Raw genomic sequence first — 16,154 nt, 5'->3', positions numbered from 1 at the left:
GAGGCGTCTGGTACGGCCTGCCCGGCCCCCAGCGGAAAGGCCGTAAGCACCTCGGTGCCGATGACCGATCCCTCGCGGCACTCAGTGCACGTCTCGTTTTCATTTCCTGCGCATCAATTGACCGGATGGTGAGCCGCCATCGGGGTGATGGGATTGCGAGTCCCGTCATTCGTCATCGAACAGTTCAAGTTGCCCTGGGCTCGGTCTGCTTGCCGGCTTCGGATTGGCGCCGCGCGGGTGGTCTCCCACTCTCGTGCGCTTTCCCCGTCGCCATTGGGCATACCGTCGGACGTGAACATGCTTCGGTGCACCGCCATGCTTCCGCATGGTGTCATCACCTCCTTTCGGATCGCAGCGGGGCCTTATCCCCGCCTGTCACCGGCGATTGTGACGCCGGCGGCGTCCGCGATCGCGGTTTCCGAAAAGGAGCCGATGGCGGCTCGCCTGCAACTTCAGATGAATCCCTGGCGAAAGCAACCAGAGGCAAAGCCGGAACGGCTGGGGTCACGGGCCCCGTAAGACGATCGACCGCCGGAACGGGGTTGCGAGTAGGCGAGGCTGTCGCGGTTCAGCCTGCAACGTCTGAGATAATGGACGCGACAGGGCGGAGAGACGCTCACCTAATTCGGAGGGCCGCATGATCCTCTTCGCCAAGATCATCGTCGCCTGGTTAATCATCAATGCGCTGATCCTGGCCGTCCGGACGCTCTGTGCTTACCGGACGGCGCCATCGTCACCTGAAATTCGCGAGGGTCGCCGGCTCCGATAGCTGATCTCTCGCTCCTAGTTCCAGTAGCATCACTGCGTACCCCTGAAATCGAAAACCTCTGGCCCGCCCGGTTATTTCCGAGCGTGAGCCGTCTTGTCTCTCACACCGGGACGCACGTCATGCTGATGAACATCGTTTCCGAACTGCGCATCCTCGCCGCCGAACTGCTCGTGCACCAGGCGCTGCGCGTGATGCCGCACAACGCCCCGGAAGCCAAGCCGCTGACCGAAGCGCTCGACGGTTATCTGCGCCAATCCGCCCAGCTCGCGCGCTGGGAAAAGTTTCCGGCTTGATCGGCCACTGAACCGACGGGGAATTCCACCATGGACCTGATTGACCTCGCAATGGCCGGCTTCGCCGCGATCTCGCTCGGCATCACCATCATCGTGATGGCCTGGCCCACCGAGGCTGAGGCCTCCGATCCATTTGCGCATCCGTTCGGCGAGGTGATGCCGCTGCCTTCGGGATCACTGCGCGACCATTCCTTCCCCGATTCCGCAAGGCCTGCCAGCCGCGCGGACCAGGGCAGCGGCGGCAATGGAAAGTCCTCTCAAGGGGCCGCCGCTGCCCGCACCTTATCAGGGAGTGAACGCCGTGCTCGGTAGAACCACCCTCTATTCCAATTTCACGCCCGCCGAGCATGCCAACTTCCTCGGCGCCAAGGTCGTGGCGCATGCCACAGCGCTGCTCGACGGCCGCCATGACGCAGCCCAGGCGCTCGCCAATGCGCGCGCGGTGACCTGCGAACTGGTCGCCGCCCCCGATGATCCCGCGGCCCGCGCAATCCTCGATCCGGCGCGGCTGCTGGTGGTCGCCCTGATGGGAGCGGCACAATCAGACGCCGGCAGCGCCCGCCAGGACCGCTGGATGCACGTGATGGGCGCGCTGGTCGAGCTGGTGCGCTCCGAGGCGAACGAGCTGAAGCAATCCGGAGGCTATGCGCCATGAGGGAGCTATCGAAGACGCTCACCGAGCTGATCACGATCTCAGGCAACGTCGTCACCCGCCACGGGCTTTCGCTCGCCGGCAACATCGTCGACGACCGCTTCATTACGGTCGCCCAGGAAGTCCGCGCCGCCGACGCCAGGCCCGCCGAGGGCGTCCGCTGCACCAATGCAGCCCTTGCGATGGTGATCGCGCTCGAAGCCTACCGCGACGGCGAGCGCGATCCCGGCGCGCCCTGGCTGATGGTGGCCGGCTGCCTGCTGCCGATGCTGCGGGCGGATGCCTGGCGCGCGCTGAACGACGAGAAGCAGGCGAGGGGATCATGAAGCGTATTTACGTGGCGTCGTCATGGCGCAACCCGCACCAACCCGCAATCGTCGAGCGCCTTAGAGCGCTCGGCCACGAGGTCTATGATTTCCGAAACCCGTTCAACGGCGTTCCGGGCTTCGCCTGGTCGCAGATCGATCCGGAATGGCAGGCGTGGTCGGCGGAGCGCTATCGCCAGCTGCTGACTACCTCTCCGATCGCCGCTGCCGGCTTTCTCAGCGATCTTCGTGGCATGCAGTGGGCGGACACCTGCCTGCTCGCCTTGCCGTGCGGCCGGTCCGCACATCTCGAAGCCGGATGGTTCTGCGGCCAGGGCAAGCGCTGCATCATCCTGACGCGCGACGGCGAAGAGCCGGAGCTGATGGCTCTGCTCGCAACCGACATCTGCGTCTCGATGGGTGAAGTTGAAAGGGCGCTCGCGACATGAGCCTCACCGACACCCACGCGCGCCAGATGTCATTGGCAGAAGCCGACCACTGCTGCGGCAAGCTTTCGGTCGACGAATGGACCGGCCCGCACGCGTCCTGCGACAACTGCCCGCTGCTGATCGAGCGCAAGCGCGAGCACGCGCTGAAGCTGGCGAGGGCGAACTGATGGCGTCCGTGGCTGGCTGCACCTACATCTATGCGCCCAAGGGGCAGGCCGGCGAGTATGCGCCGCTGGCGACCAATCCCTATCGCGGCTGTGGCCACGGCTGCGCCTACTGCTACGTGCCGCTGGTGACCAAGCAAGGCCGGCCGGACTTCGACGCCGGCGCCGTCGAGCGCAAAGACTTCCGCCGTCACCTGGTGCGCGATGCCGAGAAGTACGAGGCCGCGGGCATCACCGAGCAGGTCATGCTTTCATTCACCACGGACCCGTTCCACCCTGGCGATACGTCGCTGACCAGCGTCGTTCTGGAAGTCCTGAAGGGATACGGGCTCGGCTTCTGCACCCTGACCAAGGGCGGCACGCGCGCGCTGCGCGATATCCATCGTTTCCGGCCCGATCGCGACGCCTTCGCGTCGACGCTGACGACGCTCGACGATGATTTCTCGCGCAAGTGGGAGCGCAACGCCGCGCTGCCCGCTGACCGTCTCGCTGCGCTGAAGGCGTTCCACGATCGCGGCATCTTCACCTGGGTGAGCCTCGAGCCGACGCTCGACATCGAGGCCAGCCTGTCGATCGTCGACGCCACCCATGAATTCGTCGACCTCTACAAGGTCGGCCGCGCGAACTACCTCAAAGAGATCACCCGAACTACGGACTGGCGCGGCTACACGCTGCGCGTGATCGACAAGCTGCAGGCGCTGGGAAAGCGCCACTACATCAAGCTCGATCTGCAGCCGTATCTGCCGGCCGGTTACCACAACCCGCTGCGCGTCGATCAATTCCACGCATCCGCATTTCCAACCACGGGGAACCTTCATGGCGTTTGAACGGATTGAAATCGCGGTCAACCAGCCTAGGAAGTCCGCCGGCATCACCATCACGCAGAACGGCAAGACAGTCGTGGCGCTGCGCAAGGACCTGGTCGCGCAAGCCCGCTTCAACGTCAAGGACACCTTCAGCGCGCAGCTCGGCACCGATGAAGACGTCGGCAAGCTGCGGATCGTCAAGGACAAGGCAGGGGTCGCCTGTGCCCGCGAGCTGAAAAAGACCGGCGCGTTCTTCTTCCGGCTCGGCATGGTGCCGGCGATCGGCGTGACGCCGCACAAGCAGCGGCCGGTTGACGCGCGCATCGTCGAAGCTGGCATCGAGATCGACATTCCACCGGATGACGGCCCGAAGCTGTTGCCGCCTCCGGCGAAGAACCCGGACAAGCCAACCGAGCCGGCCAAGGTTGCCCGAAGACAGAGCGCCCCGGTCGGCGAGACGGTCAACGGCATCACGATCGATCTGACGCTCGATTCCGAAAGCATCACCTTCAACGGCAAGGCGACGGAAGTCACCACACGCCAGGCGAAGTTCGTCCGGCTGCTCGCAAAGCCGCGGCCGGCGCCGGTTGCGGAATCCTTCCTGGTCGGCGCGCTGTGGGACGGCAAGCCGCCGCGCGATGCTGCCGAGCAGCTGCGCCTGATCGCCGCCGACCTGAAGGGCGGCCTCGCCCCGATCGGCCTCGACCTGCGCGCCGTCAAGGGCGTCGGCTACCAGCTGAAAGACATCTGAGCACCATGAATCTGCTCGCCGCATACGACCGCGCCCGCGCCGCGATCGCCGAGGCCCGCACGGTCAAGGATACGCTGGAGGTGCGCGACCTGATCGACCATCTCAAGCTCTACGCGCGAAAGGTGCAGGACCGCGAGCTGCTGGCGGAAGCAACCGAACTGCAACTGCGTGCCGAGCGGCACCTGGGGGCTCAGCTCGCCGCCGCCGAGCAATCCGGCGAACTACGCGCCCGCGGCCAGCGCGGCAAGGCCAAGGCTGCCCCGGCGGACGATGCTCCGCGCCCGGCGACGCTGCCGGACATCGGCGTCGACTACAAACTGTCGGCCGCCTCCAGGCGCGCCGCAGCGCTCGACGAAGCGGAATTCGAAACCATCGTCGCCGGCGCCCGCGACAAGGTGCGAAGCGGCCACGCCATCCTGATCGACCCGGTGAAGGCGCACGCCAAGACCGCCGAGGTCGACACCCGCCGCGCCGCGCATGCCGCGCGCACCATCAACGGCGGCAGTGTCGAGGATCTAGGCCGGATGGCGCGCGAGGGCCGCAAGTTCGGCTCGATCGGTTCCGACCCGCAATGGAAATTCCTGACGCGCTCGGCCGCCGGCGAAGGCCGCAGCGCCAATGTCCACTACAAGACCGAGGAGGTTGACAAGATCAAGAACCTCCCCGTCGGCGAACTCCTGGCCGACGACGGCGCCTTCTACATGTGGATGGTCGACTGGTGCCCGCAGGACGCGCTCGATCTGCTCGCGCATTACGGGCTGCGCCACGTCACCACGGCCTTTACCTGGATCAAGACCAACGGCGACGATACCGGCCTCGACATCTGGGACAACTCCACCTGGCACATGGGGCAGGGCTACTGGACCCGCGCCAACCCGGAACAATGCTGGCTCGCCACCAAGGGCCATCCGAAGCGGCTCTATGCCGACGTCCGCCAGCTGATCGTCGCCCCCGTCATGGAGCACTCGCGCAAGCCCGACGCCTGGCTCGATCGCATCGAGCGGCTGACGCAAGGCGATTACCTCGAGCTGCAGGCAAGGCGGACAAGGCCGGGCTGGACGTCCTGGGGAGATGAACTTGAATTCACGGGAGAGGCAGCATGAACAGGGCCGCGGAGTTTCGTCTAGCGAAGATCTCGGAAGCAGAGGTCACTGCACTGCGCGAGCGTATTGCCGAGCTGGAGGCGCAGATCAACAAACCGGAGACGGAAGCCTTCATGAGGGGCGTCCCGCTGGAGGCCGCACATCAGCGCGAACGCTGGGGCGCCGCCCACGATGCCGGCAAGGCTCCGCTCGATTGGTTCTGGCTGATCGGATATCTCGCGCAGAAGGCCGCGACGTCCGCGATCAACGGCGACGTCGAGAAGGCCAAACACCATACGATCAGCACCGCCGCGGCGTTGTCGAATTGGCATCTGCAGCTCGCCGGCGTCGACAATCGCATGCGTCCGGGCATCGCTGAACGGAAAGGTGAGGCATGAGCCGCCGCCGCAGAACCGAACAGGATATCGCCTACCAGCGCGCCCACAAGCGCGCGGAATACAAGTCGGAAACGCCGTGGATGCACCAGGTCGACATCCGCGTCAGCCGGACGGACGCGCTCTATGACCCCATGCGCGATGCCCCGCTGCAGCATGCCGACCTGACGGCCGTGGTGATGGGCGATCCGCCGATCGGCCGGCGGGCGATCGACCAGCGGGGGCAAGCCTGATGGTCGCCTACAGCTTCCAGCGACGTTTTGCCGAACCGATCCGCGTCGGCTTGAGCAGCGTTTCGCTGTCGTTCGATCGTTGGCCCAAACGACAGACCATCCGTGCGATGGGCAAGCGGCGGCATGCGAGTCCGGGAGAGATCGTCCAGCTCTATACCGGCATGCGAACCAGAAACTGCGAGTTGCTCGGCGAGGGCCGATGCGTCGGATTCGGCGGCGTGCTGCTGAAGTGGTCGGAATGGCCGTCCTATTGTCTGTTTGACCTGTTCGAACATGCGCCAAGGGAGTTTCGGCGCGTGGGCCCGCTGCGGCCGATCGCGGATATGGATCAGTTTGCGCGCGACGACGGCTTCAACGATTTTGACGACATGAAGGCCTTCTGGTTCGACACGCATGGCGCCACTACCTTCGAGGGCGTCGTGATCAAGTGGGAGCCGCTATGACCTCCCGCCACCGCCTCGCCAGCCGCCGCACCCACGAACCATCGCCATCGAGCATGAGGGCCAGCGCTACAAAGATCGGTTTGGGCCGTGCTGGAGCGCATCGAGTGGCTGACGCAAGGCGATTACCTCGCGCTGCAGGCAAGGCGGACAAGGGCCGGATGGGTTTCCTGGGGCGACGAGTTGGAATTTACGGGGGAAGCAGCGTGACCTCAGTCCGAGATATCAAATTCCCGTTGCAGGTCGAGCACCACGTTCTGGAGGATGCGTTCAGTTGCACCCCCCGCGACTGCCGGTGGCCAGTAAACGCCTGGGCTCCAGTTGGCAAGCGGATGAGCGCCGGGAACGATGTCAATGCCTTCGAGCTTCTCGGGCGCTGCAAGATTGACACGTTCAACGATAAATTCGGCAAGCTGCCTTCTCGGTTTGGTGGCCTTCGTCATCGGTCTGTTCCTGTCTCTGCAGATATGAGGGTTTCGCTGCCGCTTGTCGAGGGCTGGTTATGACCTCCCGCCACCGCCTCGCCAGCCGCCGCACCCATGAAACCATCGCCATCGAGCACGAGGGCCAGCGCTACAAGATCGGCCTCGGCCGTGAACTGGTCTGCGTCGAGCGCGCGAAAGTCGGCCCGATCGTCGAGGTGTTCCTCAACGCCCAGAAGGTCAACACGCAAGCCGACACGCTGGCCAGCGACGGCGCCATCCTGATGTCGATGCTTTTGCAATACGGCTGCCCGCCCTCCGACATCGCCCACGCCATGAAGCGCAACCCGGACGGCTCGCCGGCCTCGCCCTTGGGGCGGGCGGCGGCGTTTCTGATCGAGGACGATCGATGACGCACAACCGTTCCGATGAAGAACTAGCAATGCGCGCTCTGATCGTGCCGGAATTGCGTAAGCGCTATCCTGCAGCAAGAATTATCCACGAGTTGCCGCTGCGGTATTCGAGCAACCGGATCGATCTTGCGGCAGTGACCGAGGACGAGATCGTTTCGGTCGAGATCAAATCGAGCCGGGACGTGATGGATCGGCTGGAAGCGCAGCTGCGGGCGTTTAAGCCGATCAGCTCGCGCATGATCGCAGCTCTCGCGCCGCGCTGGAACGAACAATTGCCAACCATCAAGACCGAGCATGCATCCGGCGGGATTGGCTATCAGCAACAATTTACTGAGACGCAGCAGATCATCCGGCGCGTCGCTGGCATCGAGGTTTGGACGGTCGATGCTGCGGCCTCTTCCGTCACCGTGACAGCCGGCGACTACTACCGGGCAAACAAGCCATGGCTGGCGCAAATGCTCGACATGCTGCACGTCTCTGAGTTGATCAATATCGCGGGGCGCCATCAAGTCGCGGTCCCGAAGCGGCCGAACCACCTCACCCTCGTTTCCGAGCTTGTAGACATGCTTCAGGGGCGCGAAGTGGTGAGAGCCGTCTGCCGCGCGTTGCGAGCTCGTGACGCCTTTGCCCAAGGTACCGATGCGCCGATCGGCCTCGTTCAGCCGCAGCCTGTCATCATCGAAAATCCGAGGCTCATCGGATGACCGCCATCGAGCGCCAGATTCTGCTCAACCAGATCGCCATCCTCGAGGCGCTGATCCCGATCGGCTCCACCGGTCCGGACGGCACCCGCGAAATGCTGCGCAAGCGCTACCGCGAGACCGCTCAACTCATCCGTGAACAATCAACCAGCCAGGGAGGCTAGTCCGATGGACATGCAGATTCCACTGAACCGCCTGAAGTTCGGCCAGGACGACGGCGCCGGCATCAACGCCCGCGTCGCCGGCCGGCAGGACGGCATTGCCGAACTCGCCGCCAACCTGCACGCGCAGGGCCAGATCGAAAACCTGATCGTGAAAGACGCCGGCGGCGGCTTCTATTCGGTCGCCAACGGCAACCGGCGGCTGGCGGCGTTTCACATGATCTACACCGCGGACTCCGACCAGCCGATCAACTGCACCCTGCACGACGTCGACGAGACCCGCGCGTTCGAATTCTCGCTGACGACCGCGATCACCGCCAAGCAGCTCCACCCGGTCGACCAGTACGAGGCCTTTGCCCGGCTCGAGGAGCGCGGCAAGACCCATGAAGAGATCGCTCGCCAGTACGGCATGACGGAGAAGGAAGTGCGCCAGGCGCTGGCGCTCGGCCGGCTCAGCCCGAAGATCCGTGATGCCTGGCGGGCCGGGGAGATCAGGGCGGAGGTCGCCCGCGCCTTCACGCTGGCGCTGGGGCATGACACCCAGGACAAGACCTTCGACAAGCTGCACGCGGAGGGCCGGCTCTATGAAACCTTCGTCAAGAAGGAACTCGGCGCCGGCGCAGTCGACGCCAGCGTGACCCAGCTGCTCGATGTCGTCGGCATCGAGGCCTACCGCAACGCCGGCGGCGACGTCACGGAAGACCTGTTCGGCACCTCCCATATCATCAGCAACGAAGTCCTGCTGAAGCAGATGGCGCGCCAGCTCCTGATCTCGAAATGCGAGGAACTGCAGGCCGATGGTTGGGCCTGGGCCGAGATCAACGAGGACCTGCCGCACGGCGCGCGCTACTGGTCGCAGTCGCAGCCGAAACATCTCGACTATCAGGGCGACGAAAAGGCGCGTTATGACGCCCTGGACGCAAAGCTGCAGTCGCTGGAAGAGGATTCCGATCTCTCCTACAACGAGCAGGAAGAACTGCAGCAAAAGCTCGAAGCGGAGATGGCGGAAATCACCTCCGCCGTCCGCGCGCGCAGCTTGGAGTCCAAGAAAAGAAAGCAGCTCGGCTGCATCGTCGACGTCGAGAACGGCCGCATCGTCATCCTCTATGGCGTGAAAAAGCCGGATGAAGCCAGGCTGCCGTCACAGACTCCGGCAGACGAGCCGGCCAAGCCGGGAAAGAAAGCCGCAGCAGTAACGCCGGCCGAGGCCGATGAAGCCGATATCTCGCAGGCGCTGCTGCATCGTTTGTCCGTGCAGCTGACTAAGGCCGCCGCAACCGCGCTAATCCAGGACGAGCAGCTCGCGCTGTCCGTGCTGATCGCCGGCGTCGGCTGCTATTCAAACTGCGGCGTCAAGGCCTCGATCTCAGGCCTCGGCAGCCGTGACGAGCGGAGCGTGCTCGGCGCCGAAGACATGAAGCGCGCGCTGCCGCTGGCGCAGAAGCTGAAGCCGGCCGAGCGGATCACGCTGCTGACGCAGCTGGCGGCCAACGCGCTGGATTTCCAGCATACGTCGACCGACCATAACGATCCGCACGACGGCGCCATGGCGATCGTCAACGCGATCGACGCCAAGGCCTTCAACGCCGCCGCCCGCGGCGCCTTCGATGCCAAGGACTATTTCGGCGGCGTCAGCAAGGCGCTGTGCCTCAAGGCGATCGAGGAGGCGATGGGCCCCGACATCGCCCGCCAGCAGGGCAAGAACGGCAAGCCAGACATCGTCGCGTTCGCAGTCGAGAACGTGGCCTTAACCGGCTGGCTGCCGCTGCAGCTGCGCGCCAAGGGCTATGACGGCCCTCCGGTCGCCAAGGGCAAGGTAGTGGCGCTGTCAGGGAAGGCGAAGAAGCCCGCCAAGGCGGCGCCTGCCAAGCGCGCGGCGTCAGCGAAGAAGGCAGCCAAAAAGACCTCGGCGAAGAAGAAGCGCTGAGGCCTGCATCACAGGGGAATCCATCCATGGGCGGGGAATCGCACGACGGCGTGGTGGCGTTTCAGCCCCTCACGCTCGGCCGTGAAGCGGTGATGCTCGGCCGCGTCCAGGTCGGCGAGATCATGCCGACCGATGGCGGCCGGCACCAGGCCTGCTTCCGGCTGACCCTGCCCGAAGCCTCGACATCTGCAGCCTGGCGGCCGGCGCGCGACCTTGCCGAAGCCCGCCGCCTGGCGTGCGTCAAGATCAACGACTGGCTCAATGCCGCGGACCTGCGGCCGAACGGAGGATGCTGATGCGACCCCTCGGAAAGCTGCAGTTGGAGCGCTTGCTGGGGTTGGCTTCGCCCTCGATGCTCCTGGTCGTCGGCGATGCCGTCTCGAAATCCCTGGTGAAGCGCGGGCTGCTCAAACCCCGCCTTCGAAACAGGCCAGACGCGTGGCACGGCATCACGCCGGCGGGGTTGCGCGCACTCGCCGACGCCTATGAGGCCGGCAAGCTGAAGCAGTTCATGCAGCCGTTCCCGCCAAAGCGCCGCGGAGATCGAAAGTCAAAATGATCCCTCCCGGCAAAACCACGCTCACTCGCATGCAGCTCGCCGCCTTGTCGGAGGCCGAGCGCATCGAGATCAGCCAGGACGGCCGGGTCAAGCTCGGCATGCTGAAAGAGCCGATGCCCGACCAGGTCAGCTTGCGCGATGACTTCGCCGGCATCGTCCGGCTGATCGACCTGATCCAGAGCGACGCCGTGATCCTGGAGCGGCTCGGTAAGCTGTCGCAGCTGCCGGTGCCGGCCACGGATGCCGCGTCGATCGAGGAGGCGGACGACGAATGAACCGCCTCTCTCCCGACGATCTCGACGACATCAAGGCCCGCAACCCGCTGGAGGCGATCGCCGGCGGCTACGTAAAACTGCGCCGCGCCGGCTCCCGCCTGGTCGGGCCGTGTCCGATCTGCGGCGGCCGCGCGACCTCGCAACGCTTCGAGATCATCAAGGATAGTGAAAGTTGGGTATGCGCAGTTTGCCCTGGCGGGGGTGATGTTATCGAACTGGTCATGAAGGCCGAGGGCTGCGACTTCCGTGCTGCGATCGAGCGGCTCGGCGGCCGCACCGATATCGACAAGGCCGCGGCGAAAGCGCTGTTCGAAGCCCGCGAGCAGAAACGCCTCGATCGGGAAAAGACCGCCGCCTCCTATCGCGAGGCCGAGCGCAAGCGGCTGTTCAAGACCTGGCAGGGCGCGATGCCGATCCACGGCACGCCGGCGGCGCGCTACCTCGAGGGCCGCGGCCTCAAGCTGCCGGAGACGTGTCCCGGCCTGCGCTATATGCCCTCGATGCCGTACTGGCACGGCGAGGTGATCGACTCGCGGGGCCGAACCTCGCCCCGCATGGTCCACACGGGACCTGCGATGTGCGCGGCCTTCATCCGCCCGGATGGCAAGTTCGGTGGGCTGCACCTGACCTGGCTGTCGGCGGAGGATCCTCCCGGCAAGGCCGAGATCATCGATCCCGACAGCGGCGAGATCCTCAACGCGAAAAAGATGCGCGGCTCGAAGACCTCCGCGCACATCGCGATCGCCGCGCCCTCCGATCCGTCGCGCCTGATCATCGGCGAGGGCATCGAGACCGTGCTGGCCGTCTGGACCGCGCACCAGGCCGCGATGCGGCCGATCGGCGACACCGCGTTCTGGGCCGCCGGCGACCTCGGCAACATGGCCGGCCGCGCCACGGAAGCCGTTCGCCACCCGATCTTGAAGCGGCCGAACGGCCATCCGATGCGCGTGCCCGGGCCCGTGCCCGATCCTGACGACAGCGGCTTGTCGATTCCGGAGCCTGTCACCGAGTTGATCCTGCTCGGCGACGGCGACAGCGAGAAGGTGCTGACCGAATACGCCATGGTCCGGGCAGCTCGGCGCTACGCCAAAGACGGCCGCGTGATCCGGATTGCGTTCGCGCCGTCGGGGGTCGATTTCAACGACGTGCTGCGGGGTGCGGCGTGAATTTGCGAATTCTCAAAAAGCTGTCGAAGCGCGCGGCACCGTTGCTGCCGTTGTTGGACGACAAGCGGAAGCAATTCCGGGCGGAGCGGCAGGACAGCTACACGGGCATGATCATTCGAGCCCGTAAGCATTGGGAGCGCGGCCGTTCGTCGCATCCGGATCTGTTCAACGATGACATGTTGAAGCGTCCCGCCCGCGACGGAAAAGGCGGCTGGATTTATATGACACCGCCGAGTCATCCCCTCAAGGGCACGATCATGGTCGGCGCGGTCAGCGGCTATTACGAGCCGGAGTGGGACGAGCAGACATCGTGGGAAGCGCTGGAGTGTATCGTTCGCGATTACTTCTGCGACTGGTCCGAAGATGGACCCACACCAACGCGTCAGTTTCGGACACCGAGCGATGTGCTTCGCGGCGCGCACGACATCGTGGCGGACCGCAAATGACCGGCACCGCCGTCCTCGAGCTGATCGACGCCGCGCCCGCCTTCGCCGAGCCGCAAGCCTTGTCCCCCGACGAGCTGCGCCGCGCAGGCCTCTCCGCGCTCGACCAGGAGATCCAGCGACTGCGCGGTGCCGAAGGCGAGGCCCGCGCCGGCGCCCTGCAGGAGGCCGCCCAAGCCGCCGGCAGCATCATCGGCGCCGGCGCACTCAGCGAGCCCTTTGCAAAGGCCCTATTGGAAGACGCAGCCGCCGCTGTCGGCCTCCTCAAGGAGATCGGCGCCAAGGCGGTGAAGGCGACCATCGCGGCCGCGCTGAAGGCCGGCAAGAAGGCCCCGCGCGATTTCGGCCATCCCATGCTGAGTCTGCCGCGCCCCGGCGAAGCCGGGAATAGCGCGGCTGTCCGCCTATCTTCCTCTGCTGAGGTTTCCGACCCTCCCGACCTCCCGGCCGCACCCGCGGCGGCGCGGGAATCCGACATTCCTCCCGATCCTTCCGCTTCGTCGTCGTCTGTCGCCCCCGCGCCCCCTGAGGGGCGAAGCGGGTTCGCAACCTCCCAAACGGGAGATTGCGCCGATGGCGACACTGGCGTGGGGGGCGGGGGGCGGCCGCCGGGCCGGCGCGAGGACGACGGCGCGCGCAACATGCGGCTGGCGTTCTTTCCGCTGACCGACCTCGGCAATGCCGAACGCTTTCGCGAACGCTACCGCGACAAGCTGTTGTGGTGCCCTGCGATCGGTTGGCTCGCATGGGACGGCCGCCGCTGGAGCCGCGACGGCGCCGACGACCTGGTCAAGATCGCCGAGCACGACACCGTGCGGGCCATCCAGGATGAGGCTGACGCGGTCGCCGAAAGCGGCGACAAGGAAGCCGACGATGCGCCGTGGGGCGCGCGCGACTACGTGTTCAAGGTCGACCGTGACGGCAACAAGACGATGTATTCGGACAAGATCGCCAGCTGGGGCCGCGCGTCCGAAGCGCTGAACAAGCTCGGCGCCCTGTCAAAGCGCGGCGCGCCATACTTTGCGGTCGCGATCGACAAGCTCGATGCCGACAAGATGATGATCAACGTGCGCAACGGCACGCTGGTCGTCCGCCGCAGGTCCGAGGGCGACTACGTCGAGTTCAAGCCGCATGATCCATCCGACCTGATCACCAAGCTGGCGCCCGTCGAATTCGATCCCGAGGCGCAGCGGCCGGCGTTCGACGCCTTCCTCGCCAAGGTGCAGCCGCGTGACGAGATGCGCTCCTTCATCCAGCAATGGCTCGGTCTGTCGCTGACCGGCGACGTCACCGAGCAGCTGCTGGCGTTCTTCTACGGCAAGGGCGGCAACGGCAAGTCCGTGCTGATCGATGCCGTCAGCTTCGTCGCCGGCGACTACGGCGAGACCGTCCCGATCGAGACCTTCCTCGACCACGGCAAGGCGCGCGGCGGCGGCCAGGCGACGCCGGATCTCGCCATCCTGCCCGGCGTGCGCTTCCTGCGCACCTCCGAGCCTGAGAAGGGCGCAAAGCTTGCGGAAGCCATGGTGAAGCTCGTCACCGGCGGCGAGCCGATCCAGGCGCGTCACCTCAACCGCGATTTCTTCAAGTTCTACCCACAGTTCAAGCTCACCATGAGCGGCAACTACCGGCCGACGATATCGGGAACGGACGAAGGCATCTGGCGGCGCGTGCGGCTGGTACCGTTCGGCATCACCATCCCCAAGGAAGAGCGCGACATCCACCTGCACGAAAAGCTGCGGGCCGAGGCGTCGGGCATTCTGAACTGGCTGCTGGATGGCCTGCGGGTCTGGATCGACAAGGGCCTGCACGAGCCTGAGGACGTGCTGCAGGCCACGGCGGAATACCGCTCCGCCTCCGATCCTCTTGGCCGCTTCCTGTCGCAATGCATCGTCGACTCGATCGGCGATCGTGTGCAGTCGAGCGTGCTGCACCAGGTCTACGAGGCATGGTGTGCGTCCGCCGGCGAGAACGCCTGGAAGAACCGCGGCTTCTCGCTCGCGATGGATGAGCGCGGCTACAAGCGCAAGCAGAGCGACGTCGTCTGGTGGCTCGACATGAAACTCGTCAAGAGCGTGAACGACTTCGTCGACCATGAAGGCAAGCCCATCCGCGTGCGCAACGACGGGCCAAAGGAGGCGAGTGAAGGTGTCGATATGGAAATCTGATCCTCCCATCCTCCCATAATCGGGAGGAATTGACGGCGCTTAACGTGTTGAATTGCTTGACGATGGGAGCTTGAGGGGAGTTCGGGAGCTTGTTTCTTATGTCACATGCGCGTGCGCGCGGGCGAGCGTATATTACAGACGGAAATAAGCTCCCAATCCTCCCATCCTCCCAAAGAATCTAAGAAAGCCCTGCGGCACAGTGTTTTCTTGGATTGAGGTTGAAAGCTGGATGTTCCCATGAACCTCCCAGCCTTCCTCCCGGAAAAAATATTCTCAATCGGAATATCTTTTTGAGCCCAAAAGCCCGGCCTTCCATTCCGGGTTCGATCTGTCACCAAGCGAGAGGGGAAAGCGATGCGGAGGGATGAACGACTTACCGAAGGCGTTTTCGGCGGACGTGATGGCGGAACTGGCCCGGCCATTTGTGACGCTCGATTACCGCAATGCCGAGATGAAGGGCAATCTGGAGCCGACGTGGCATGTGATCGAAACCTATGCGAATGCGGATCGCGCGGTTGCCGAGGAACTGTCAAGCCGCCGGTTCGGCATCTACCTGCCGGAAGAAGTGAGGAGCGAGATCAAGCGTGGTCGGAAGGTTGATATCGTCCGGCCGATGTTTCCGGGCTATCTGTTCGTCTTCGTGTGGCTGACCGACCGAAACTACACCAGGATCAGGTCGACGCCCGGCGTGATGCAGTTTCTCGCATCGGAGGGCACGCCAGTGGTGATCGCTGATGAGGTAATCGACATTGTGCGTGCCGTTGAGAATGGGCAACGTCCAATTTGGCGGCCGCGCAAATCGCGTGGATATCGTAAGCAAAAGGTCGCCGACGAAGGCGTGGTCGCTGCACATCCCCCGTCGGAATTCCAGGATCGGCTGATGAGGCTTGACTCCAAGATACGGAATCAGACACTTCGGAAGGCGTTGGGCCTCTCGCTAGTACCGTCCTCATGAATTTGGGGAATGCAGGAACGGAGATGGTGGACCGAAGAGACCAAAAAAAACGGTCTCTTCCCCAGCCAAAACTACGCCCAAAGCAGATACCCAGCGCGCTGTTCGACAGGCGCGATTATGAGAAACGGAAGCTGGAGCGGACAGCTGGCATCCTACCTGAAGCCCCGAGGCGGAAACGCCCGGGGCTTTTGTGTGCATAGGGTAGGCCATGCAGGATGCCCTCCGATATGGTCAACTTTCCTCCCTGGACTGAGGCCGCACGGTCTCCAAGTTCTGTGCGGCCTCCCTTTCACCGATGCACCCATGGAAGCGCTGGTACAAGACTGCCCGATGGCAGGCCTTGCGGCTCAAGATATTCCTGCGTGATGGCTACACCTGCCAGCGCAAGGAGTGTGGCAGGCTAGTAGGCGATACCAGCCAGCTGGTGTGCAATCACAAGACGCCTCACCGAGGCGATGAGCGTCTGTTCTGGTGTGAAGACAATCTCGAGACGCAATGCAAGCCTTGCCATGACAGCGTGACGCAACGCGAGGAGCAGGCGTCACTGCACATGCGTGGTGTCTGGCACTGATCATGCCCCCCCGGGGGGGTAGTTCAAAAAATTTGAAGTCATCGCGCCGCGGAC

25 protein-coding genes are annotated in these 16,154 nt (G+C 64.6%); 24 read left to right on the top strand and 1 reads right to left on the bottom strand.

What is annotated here, in order from left to right:
* The first annotated feature begins 637 nt into the window (after positions 1 to 637).
* The 13 genes from VED21_RS11685 to VED21_RS11625 all read left to right on the top strand — a co-directional run bounded on the left by VED21_RS11685 (position 638) and on the right by VED21_RS11625 (position 6,342).
* Complete coding sequence (locus tag VED21_RS11685) at positions 638 to 769, top strand: hypothetical protein (RefSeq protein ID WP_324882531.1); 132 nt, start codon at positions 638 to 640, stop codon at positions 767 to 769.
* A 119-nt stretch (positions 770 to 888) separates the two neighbouring features.
* Positions 889 to 1,062, top strand: coding sequence for a hypothetical protein (locus VED21_RS11680; RefSeq protein WP_324882530.1), 174 nt, complete (start codon positions 889 to 891; stop codon positions 1,060 to 1,062).
* Between the two features lie 30 nt (positions 1,063 to 1,092).
* Complete coding sequence (locus VED21_RS11675) at positions 1,093 to 1,374, top strand: hypothetical protein (RefSeq protein ID WP_324882529.1); 282 nt, start codon at positions 1,093 to 1,095, stop codon at positions 1,372 to 1,374.
* On the top strand, positions 1,364 to 1,717 hold the full coding sequence (locus tag VED21_RS11670; RefSeq protein WP_324882528.1) for a hypothetical protein: 354 nt from the start codon (positions 1,364 to 1,366) through the stop codon (positions 1,715 to 1,717). Before VED21_RS11675 ends, VED21_RS11670 begins: the two co-directional genes overlap by 11 nt.
* Positions 1,714 to 2,040, top strand: coding sequence for a hypothetical protein (locus tag VED21_RS11665; RefSeq protein ID WP_324882527.1), 327 nt, complete (start codon positions 1,714 to 1,716; stop codon positions 2,038 to 2,040). The genes VED21_RS11670 and VED21_RS11665 overlap by 4 nt, the downstream gene beginning before the upstream one ends.
* The gene (locus tag VED21_RS11660; protein ID WP_324882526.1) at positions 2,037 to 2,468 is read left to right on the top strand and encodes a hypothetical protein; all 432 of its coding nucleotides are present in this window, start codon (positions 2,037 to 2,039) and stop codon (positions 2,466 to 2,468) included. The genes VED21_RS11665 and VED21_RS11660 overlap by 4 nt, the downstream gene beginning before the upstream one ends.
* A complete protein-coding gene (locus VED21_RS11655) occupies positions 2,465 to 2,635 on the top strand; it encodes a hypothetical protein (protein WP_324882525.1) in 171 nt (56 codons plus the stop codon). The genes VED21_RS11660 and VED21_RS11655 overlap by 4 nt, the downstream gene beginning before the upstream one ends.
* Positions 2,635 to 3,459, top strand: a complete 825-nt coding sequence (locus VED21_RS11650; RefSeq protein ID WP_324882524.1) for a radical SAM protein — start codon at positions 2,635 to 2,637, stop codon at positions 3,457 to 3,459. Before VED21_RS11655 ends, VED21_RS11650 begins: the two co-directional genes overlap by 1 nt.
* On the top strand, positions 3,449 to 4,189 hold the full coding sequence (locus VED21_RS11645; protein WP_324882523.1) for a hypothetical protein: 741 nt from the start codon (positions 3,449 to 3,451) through the stop codon (positions 4,187 to 4,189). Before VED21_RS11650 ends, VED21_RS11645 begins: the two co-directional genes overlap by 11 nt.
* A gap of 5 nt (positions 4,190 to 4,194) precedes the next feature.
* Entirely contained in the window at positions 4,195 to 5,292 is a 1,098-nt protein-coding gene (locus VED21_RS11640; RefSeq protein WP_324882522.1) for an MT-A70 family methyltransferase, read from the top strand.
* Complete coding sequence (locus VED21_RS11635) at positions 5,289 to 5,669, top strand: hypothetical protein (protein WP_324882521.1); 381 nt, start codon at positions 5,289 to 5,291, stop codon at positions 5,667 to 5,669. Before VED21_RS11640 ends, VED21_RS11635 begins: the two co-directional genes overlap by 4 nt.
* Positions 5,666 to 5,899 (top strand): hypothetical protein, encoded by a 234-nt coding sequence (locus VED21_RS11630; RefSeq protein WP_324882520.1) that lies wholly within the window; start codon positions 5,666 to 5,668, stop codon positions 5,897 to 5,899. The genes VED21_RS11635 and VED21_RS11630 overlap by 4 nt, the downstream gene beginning before the upstream one ends.
* Positions 5,899 to 6,342 (top strand): hypothetical protein, encoded by a 444-nt coding sequence (locus VED21_RS11625; RefSeq protein WP_324882519.1) that lies wholly within the window; start codon positions 5,899 to 5,901, stop codon positions 6,340 to 6,342. The genes VED21_RS11630 and VED21_RS11625 overlap by 1 nt, the downstream gene beginning before the upstream one ends.
* Before the next feature lie 209 nt (positions 6,343 to 6,551).
* On the opposite strand, the gene VED21_RS11620 is transcribed toward VED21_RS11625, so the two are convergent.
* The gene (locus VED21_RS11620) at positions 6,552 to 6,782 is read right to left on the bottom strand and encodes a hypothetical protein (RefSeq protein ID WP_324882518.1); all 231 of its coding nucleotides are present in this window, start codon (positions 6,780 to 6,782) and stop codon (positions 6,552 to 6,554) included.
* 59 nt (positions 6,783 to 6,841) lie between these two features.
* Between VED21_RS11620 and VED21_RS11615 the strand changes: the two genes are divergently transcribed.
* The 11 genes from VED21_RS11615 (at position 6,842) to nusG (ending at position 15,529) form a co-directional block, all read left to right on the top strand.
* The gene (locus VED21_RS11615; protein WP_324882517.1) at positions 6,842 to 7,174 is read left to right on the top strand and encodes a hypothetical protein; all 333 of its coding nucleotides are present in this window, start codon (positions 6,842 to 6,844) and stop codon (positions 7,172 to 7,174) included.
* The gene (locus VED21_RS11610) at positions 7,171 to 7,878 is read left to right on the top strand and encodes a hypothetical protein (protein WP_324882516.1); all 708 of its coding nucleotides are present in this window, start codon (positions 7,171 to 7,173) and stop codon (positions 7,876 to 7,878) included. The genes VED21_RS11615 and VED21_RS11610 overlap by 4 nt, the downstream gene beginning before the upstream one ends.
* Positions 7,875 to 8,039, top strand: coding sequence for a hypothetical protein (locus tag VED21_RS11605; protein WP_324882515.1), 165 nt, complete (start codon positions 7,875 to 7,877; stop codon positions 8,037 to 8,039). Before VED21_RS11610 ends, VED21_RS11605 begins: the two co-directional genes overlap by 4 nt.
* 4 nt (positions 8,040 to 8,043) lie before the next feature.
* Complete coding sequence (locus tag VED21_RS11600; RefSeq protein ID WP_324882514.1) at positions 8,044 to 9,963, top strand: ParB/RepB/Spo0J family partition protein; 1,920 nt, start codon at positions 8,044 to 8,046, stop codon at positions 9,961 to 9,963.
* 26 nt (positions 9,964 to 9,989) lie between these two features.
* Positions 9,990 to 10,259 (top strand): hypothetical protein, encoded by a 270-nt coding sequence (locus VED21_RS11595; RefSeq protein WP_324882513.1) that lies wholly within the window; start codon positions 9,990 to 9,992, stop codon positions 10,257 to 10,259.
* Positions 10,260 to 10,282: 23 nt separating this feature from the next.
* A complete protein-coding gene (locus tag VED21_RS11590) occupies positions 10,283 to 10,522 on the top strand; it encodes a hypothetical protein (protein WP_324882512.1) in 240 nt (79 codons plus the stop codon).
* A 29-nt stretch (positions 10,523 to 10,551) separates the two neighbouring features.
* Positions 10,552 to 10,797, top strand: a complete 246-nt coding sequence (locus VED21_RS11585; RefSeq protein WP_324882511.1) for a hypothetical protein — start codon at positions 10,552 to 10,554, stop codon at positions 10,795 to 10,797.
* Positions 10,794 to 11,963, top strand: coding sequence for a DUF7146 domain-containing protein (locus VED21_RS11580; RefSeq protein ID WP_324882510.1), 1,170 nt, complete (start codon positions 10,794 to 10,796; stop codon positions 11,961 to 11,963). The genes VED21_RS11585 and VED21_RS11580 overlap by 4 nt, the downstream gene beginning before the upstream one ends.
* Positions 11,960 to 12,409 carry a hypothetical protein gene (locus VED21_RS11575; RefSeq protein WP_324882509.1) on the top strand — a complete coding sequence of 150 codons (450 nt, stop codon included), beginning with the start codon at positions 11,960 to 11,962 and terminating at the stop codon, positions 12,407 to 12,409. The genes VED21_RS11580 and VED21_RS11575 overlap by 4 nt, the downstream gene beginning before the upstream one ends.
* Positions 12,406 to 14,574 carry a phage/plasmid primase, P4 family gene (locus tag VED21_RS11570; RefSeq protein ID WP_324882508.1) on the top strand — a complete coding sequence of 723 codons (2,169 nt, stop codon included), beginning with the start codon at positions 12,406 to 12,408 and terminating at the stop codon, positions 14,572 to 14,574. The genes VED21_RS11575 and VED21_RS11570 overlap by 4 nt, the downstream gene beginning before the upstream one ends.
* 364 nt (positions 14,575 to 14,938) lie before the next feature.
* Positions 14,939 to 15,529, top strand: coding sequence for a transcription termination/antitermination NusG family protein (gene nusG, locus VED21_RS11565; protein ID WP_324882507.1), 591 nt, complete (start codon positions 14,939 to 14,941; stop codon positions 15,527 to 15,529).
* Positions 15,530 to 16,154 lie beyond the last annotated feature (625 nt).

Origin of the sequence: Azospirillum sp. (genome assembly GCF_035627195.1) — a bacterium.
Lineage (GTDB): Bacteria > Pseudomonadota > Alphaproteobacteria > Azospirillales > Azospirillaceae > Azospirillum.
Note: the sequence above shows the minus strand (reverse complement) of the source record. Positions and strands in the feature narration are given on the sequence as shown.

What these genes read in the sequence shown, in the direction of transcription:
- VED21_RS11685 (WP_324882531.1), top strand. Translation starts at nt 638, where the DNA reads ATGATCCTCTTCGCCAAGATCATCGTCGCCTGGTTAATCATCAATGCG.
- VED21_RS11680 (WP_324882530.1), top strand. Translation starts at nt 889, where the DNA reads ATGCTGATGAACATCGTTTCCGAACTGCGCATCCTCGCCGCCGAACTG.
- VED21_RS11675 (WP_324882529.1), top strand. Translation starts at nt 1,093, where the DNA reads ATGGACCTGATTGACCTCGCAATGGCCGGCTTCGCCGCGATCTCGCTC.
- VED21_RS11665 (WP_324882527.1), top strand. Translation starts at nt 1,714, where the DNA reads ATGAGGGAGCTATCGAAGACGCTCACCGAGCTGATCACGATCTCAGGC.
- VED21_RS11660 (WP_324882526.1), top strand. Translation starts at nt 2,037, where the DNA reads ATGAAGCGTATTTACGTGGCGTCGTCATGGCGCAACCCGCACCAACCC.
- VED21_RS11655 (WP_324882525.1), top strand. Translation starts at nt 2,465, where the DNA reads ATGAGCCTCACCGACACCCACGCGCGCCAGATGTCATTGGCAGAAGCC.
- VED21_RS11650 (WP_324882524.1), top strand. Translation starts at nt 2,635, where the DNA reads ATGGCGTCCGTGGCTGGCTGCACCTACATCTATGCGCCCAAGGGGCAG.
- VED21_RS11645 (WP_324882523.1), top strand. Translation starts at nt 3,449, where the DNA reads ATGGCGTTTGAACGGATTGAAATCGCGGTCAACCAGCCTAGGAAGTCC.
- VED21_RS11640 (WP_324882522.1), top strand. Translation starts at nt 4,195, where the DNA reads ATGAATCTGCTCGCCGCATACGACCGCGCCCGCGCCGCGATCGCCGAG.
- VED21_RS11635 (WP_324882521.1), top strand. Translation starts at nt 5,289, where the DNA reads ATGAACAGGGCCGCGGAGTTTCGTCTAGCGAAGATCTCGGAAGCAGAG.
- VED21_RS11630 (WP_324882520.1), top strand. Translation starts at nt 5,666, where the DNA reads ATGAGCCGCCGCCGCAGAACCGAACAGGATATCGCCTACCAGCGCGCC.
- VED21_RS11625 (WP_324882519.1), top strand. Translation starts at nt 5,899, where the DNA reads ATGGTCGCCTACAGCTTCCAGCGACGTTTTGCCGAACCGATCCGCGTC.
- VED21_RS11620 (WP_324882518.1), bottom strand. Translation starts at nt 6,782, where the DNA reads ATGACGAAGGCCACCAAACCGAGAAGGCAGCTTGCCGAATTTATCGTT.
- VED21_RS11615 (WP_324882517.1), top strand. Translation starts at nt 6,842, where the DNA reads ATGACCTCCCGCCACCGCCTCGCCAGCCGCCGCACCCATGAAACCATC.
- VED21_RS11610 (WP_324882516.1), top strand. Translation starts at nt 7,171, where the DNA reads ATGACGCACAACCGTTCCGATGAAGAACTAGCAATGCGCGCTCTGATC.
- VED21_RS11605 (WP_324882515.1), top strand. Translation starts at nt 7,875, where the DNA reads ATGACCGCCATCGAGCGCCAGATTCTGCTCAACCAGATCGCCATCCTC.
- VED21_RS11600 (WP_324882514.1), top strand. Translation starts at nt 8,044, where the DNA reads ATGGACATGCAGATTCCACTGAACCGCCTGAAGTTCGGCCAGGACGAC.
- VED21_RS11595 (WP_324882513.1), top strand. Translation starts at nt 9,990, where the DNA reads ATGGGCGGGGAATCGCACGACGGCGTGGTGGCGTTTCAGCCCCTCACG.
- VED21_RS11585 (WP_324882511.1), top strand. Translation starts at nt 10,552, where the DNA reads ATGCAGCTCGCCGCCTTGTCGGAGGCCGAGCGCATCGAGATCAGCCAG.
- VED21_RS11580 (WP_324882510.1), top strand. Translation starts at nt 10,794, where the DNA reads ATGAACCGCCTCTCTCCCGACGATCTCGACGACATCAAGGCCCGCAAC.
- VED21_RS11570 (WP_324882508.1), top strand. Translation starts at nt 12,406, where the DNA reads ATGACCGGCACCGCCGTCCTCGAGCTGATCGACGCCGCGCCCGCCTTC.
- nusG (WP_324882507.1), top strand. Translation starts at nt 14,939, where the DNA reads ATGAACGACTTACCGAAGGCGTTTTCGGCGGACGTGATGGCGGAACTG.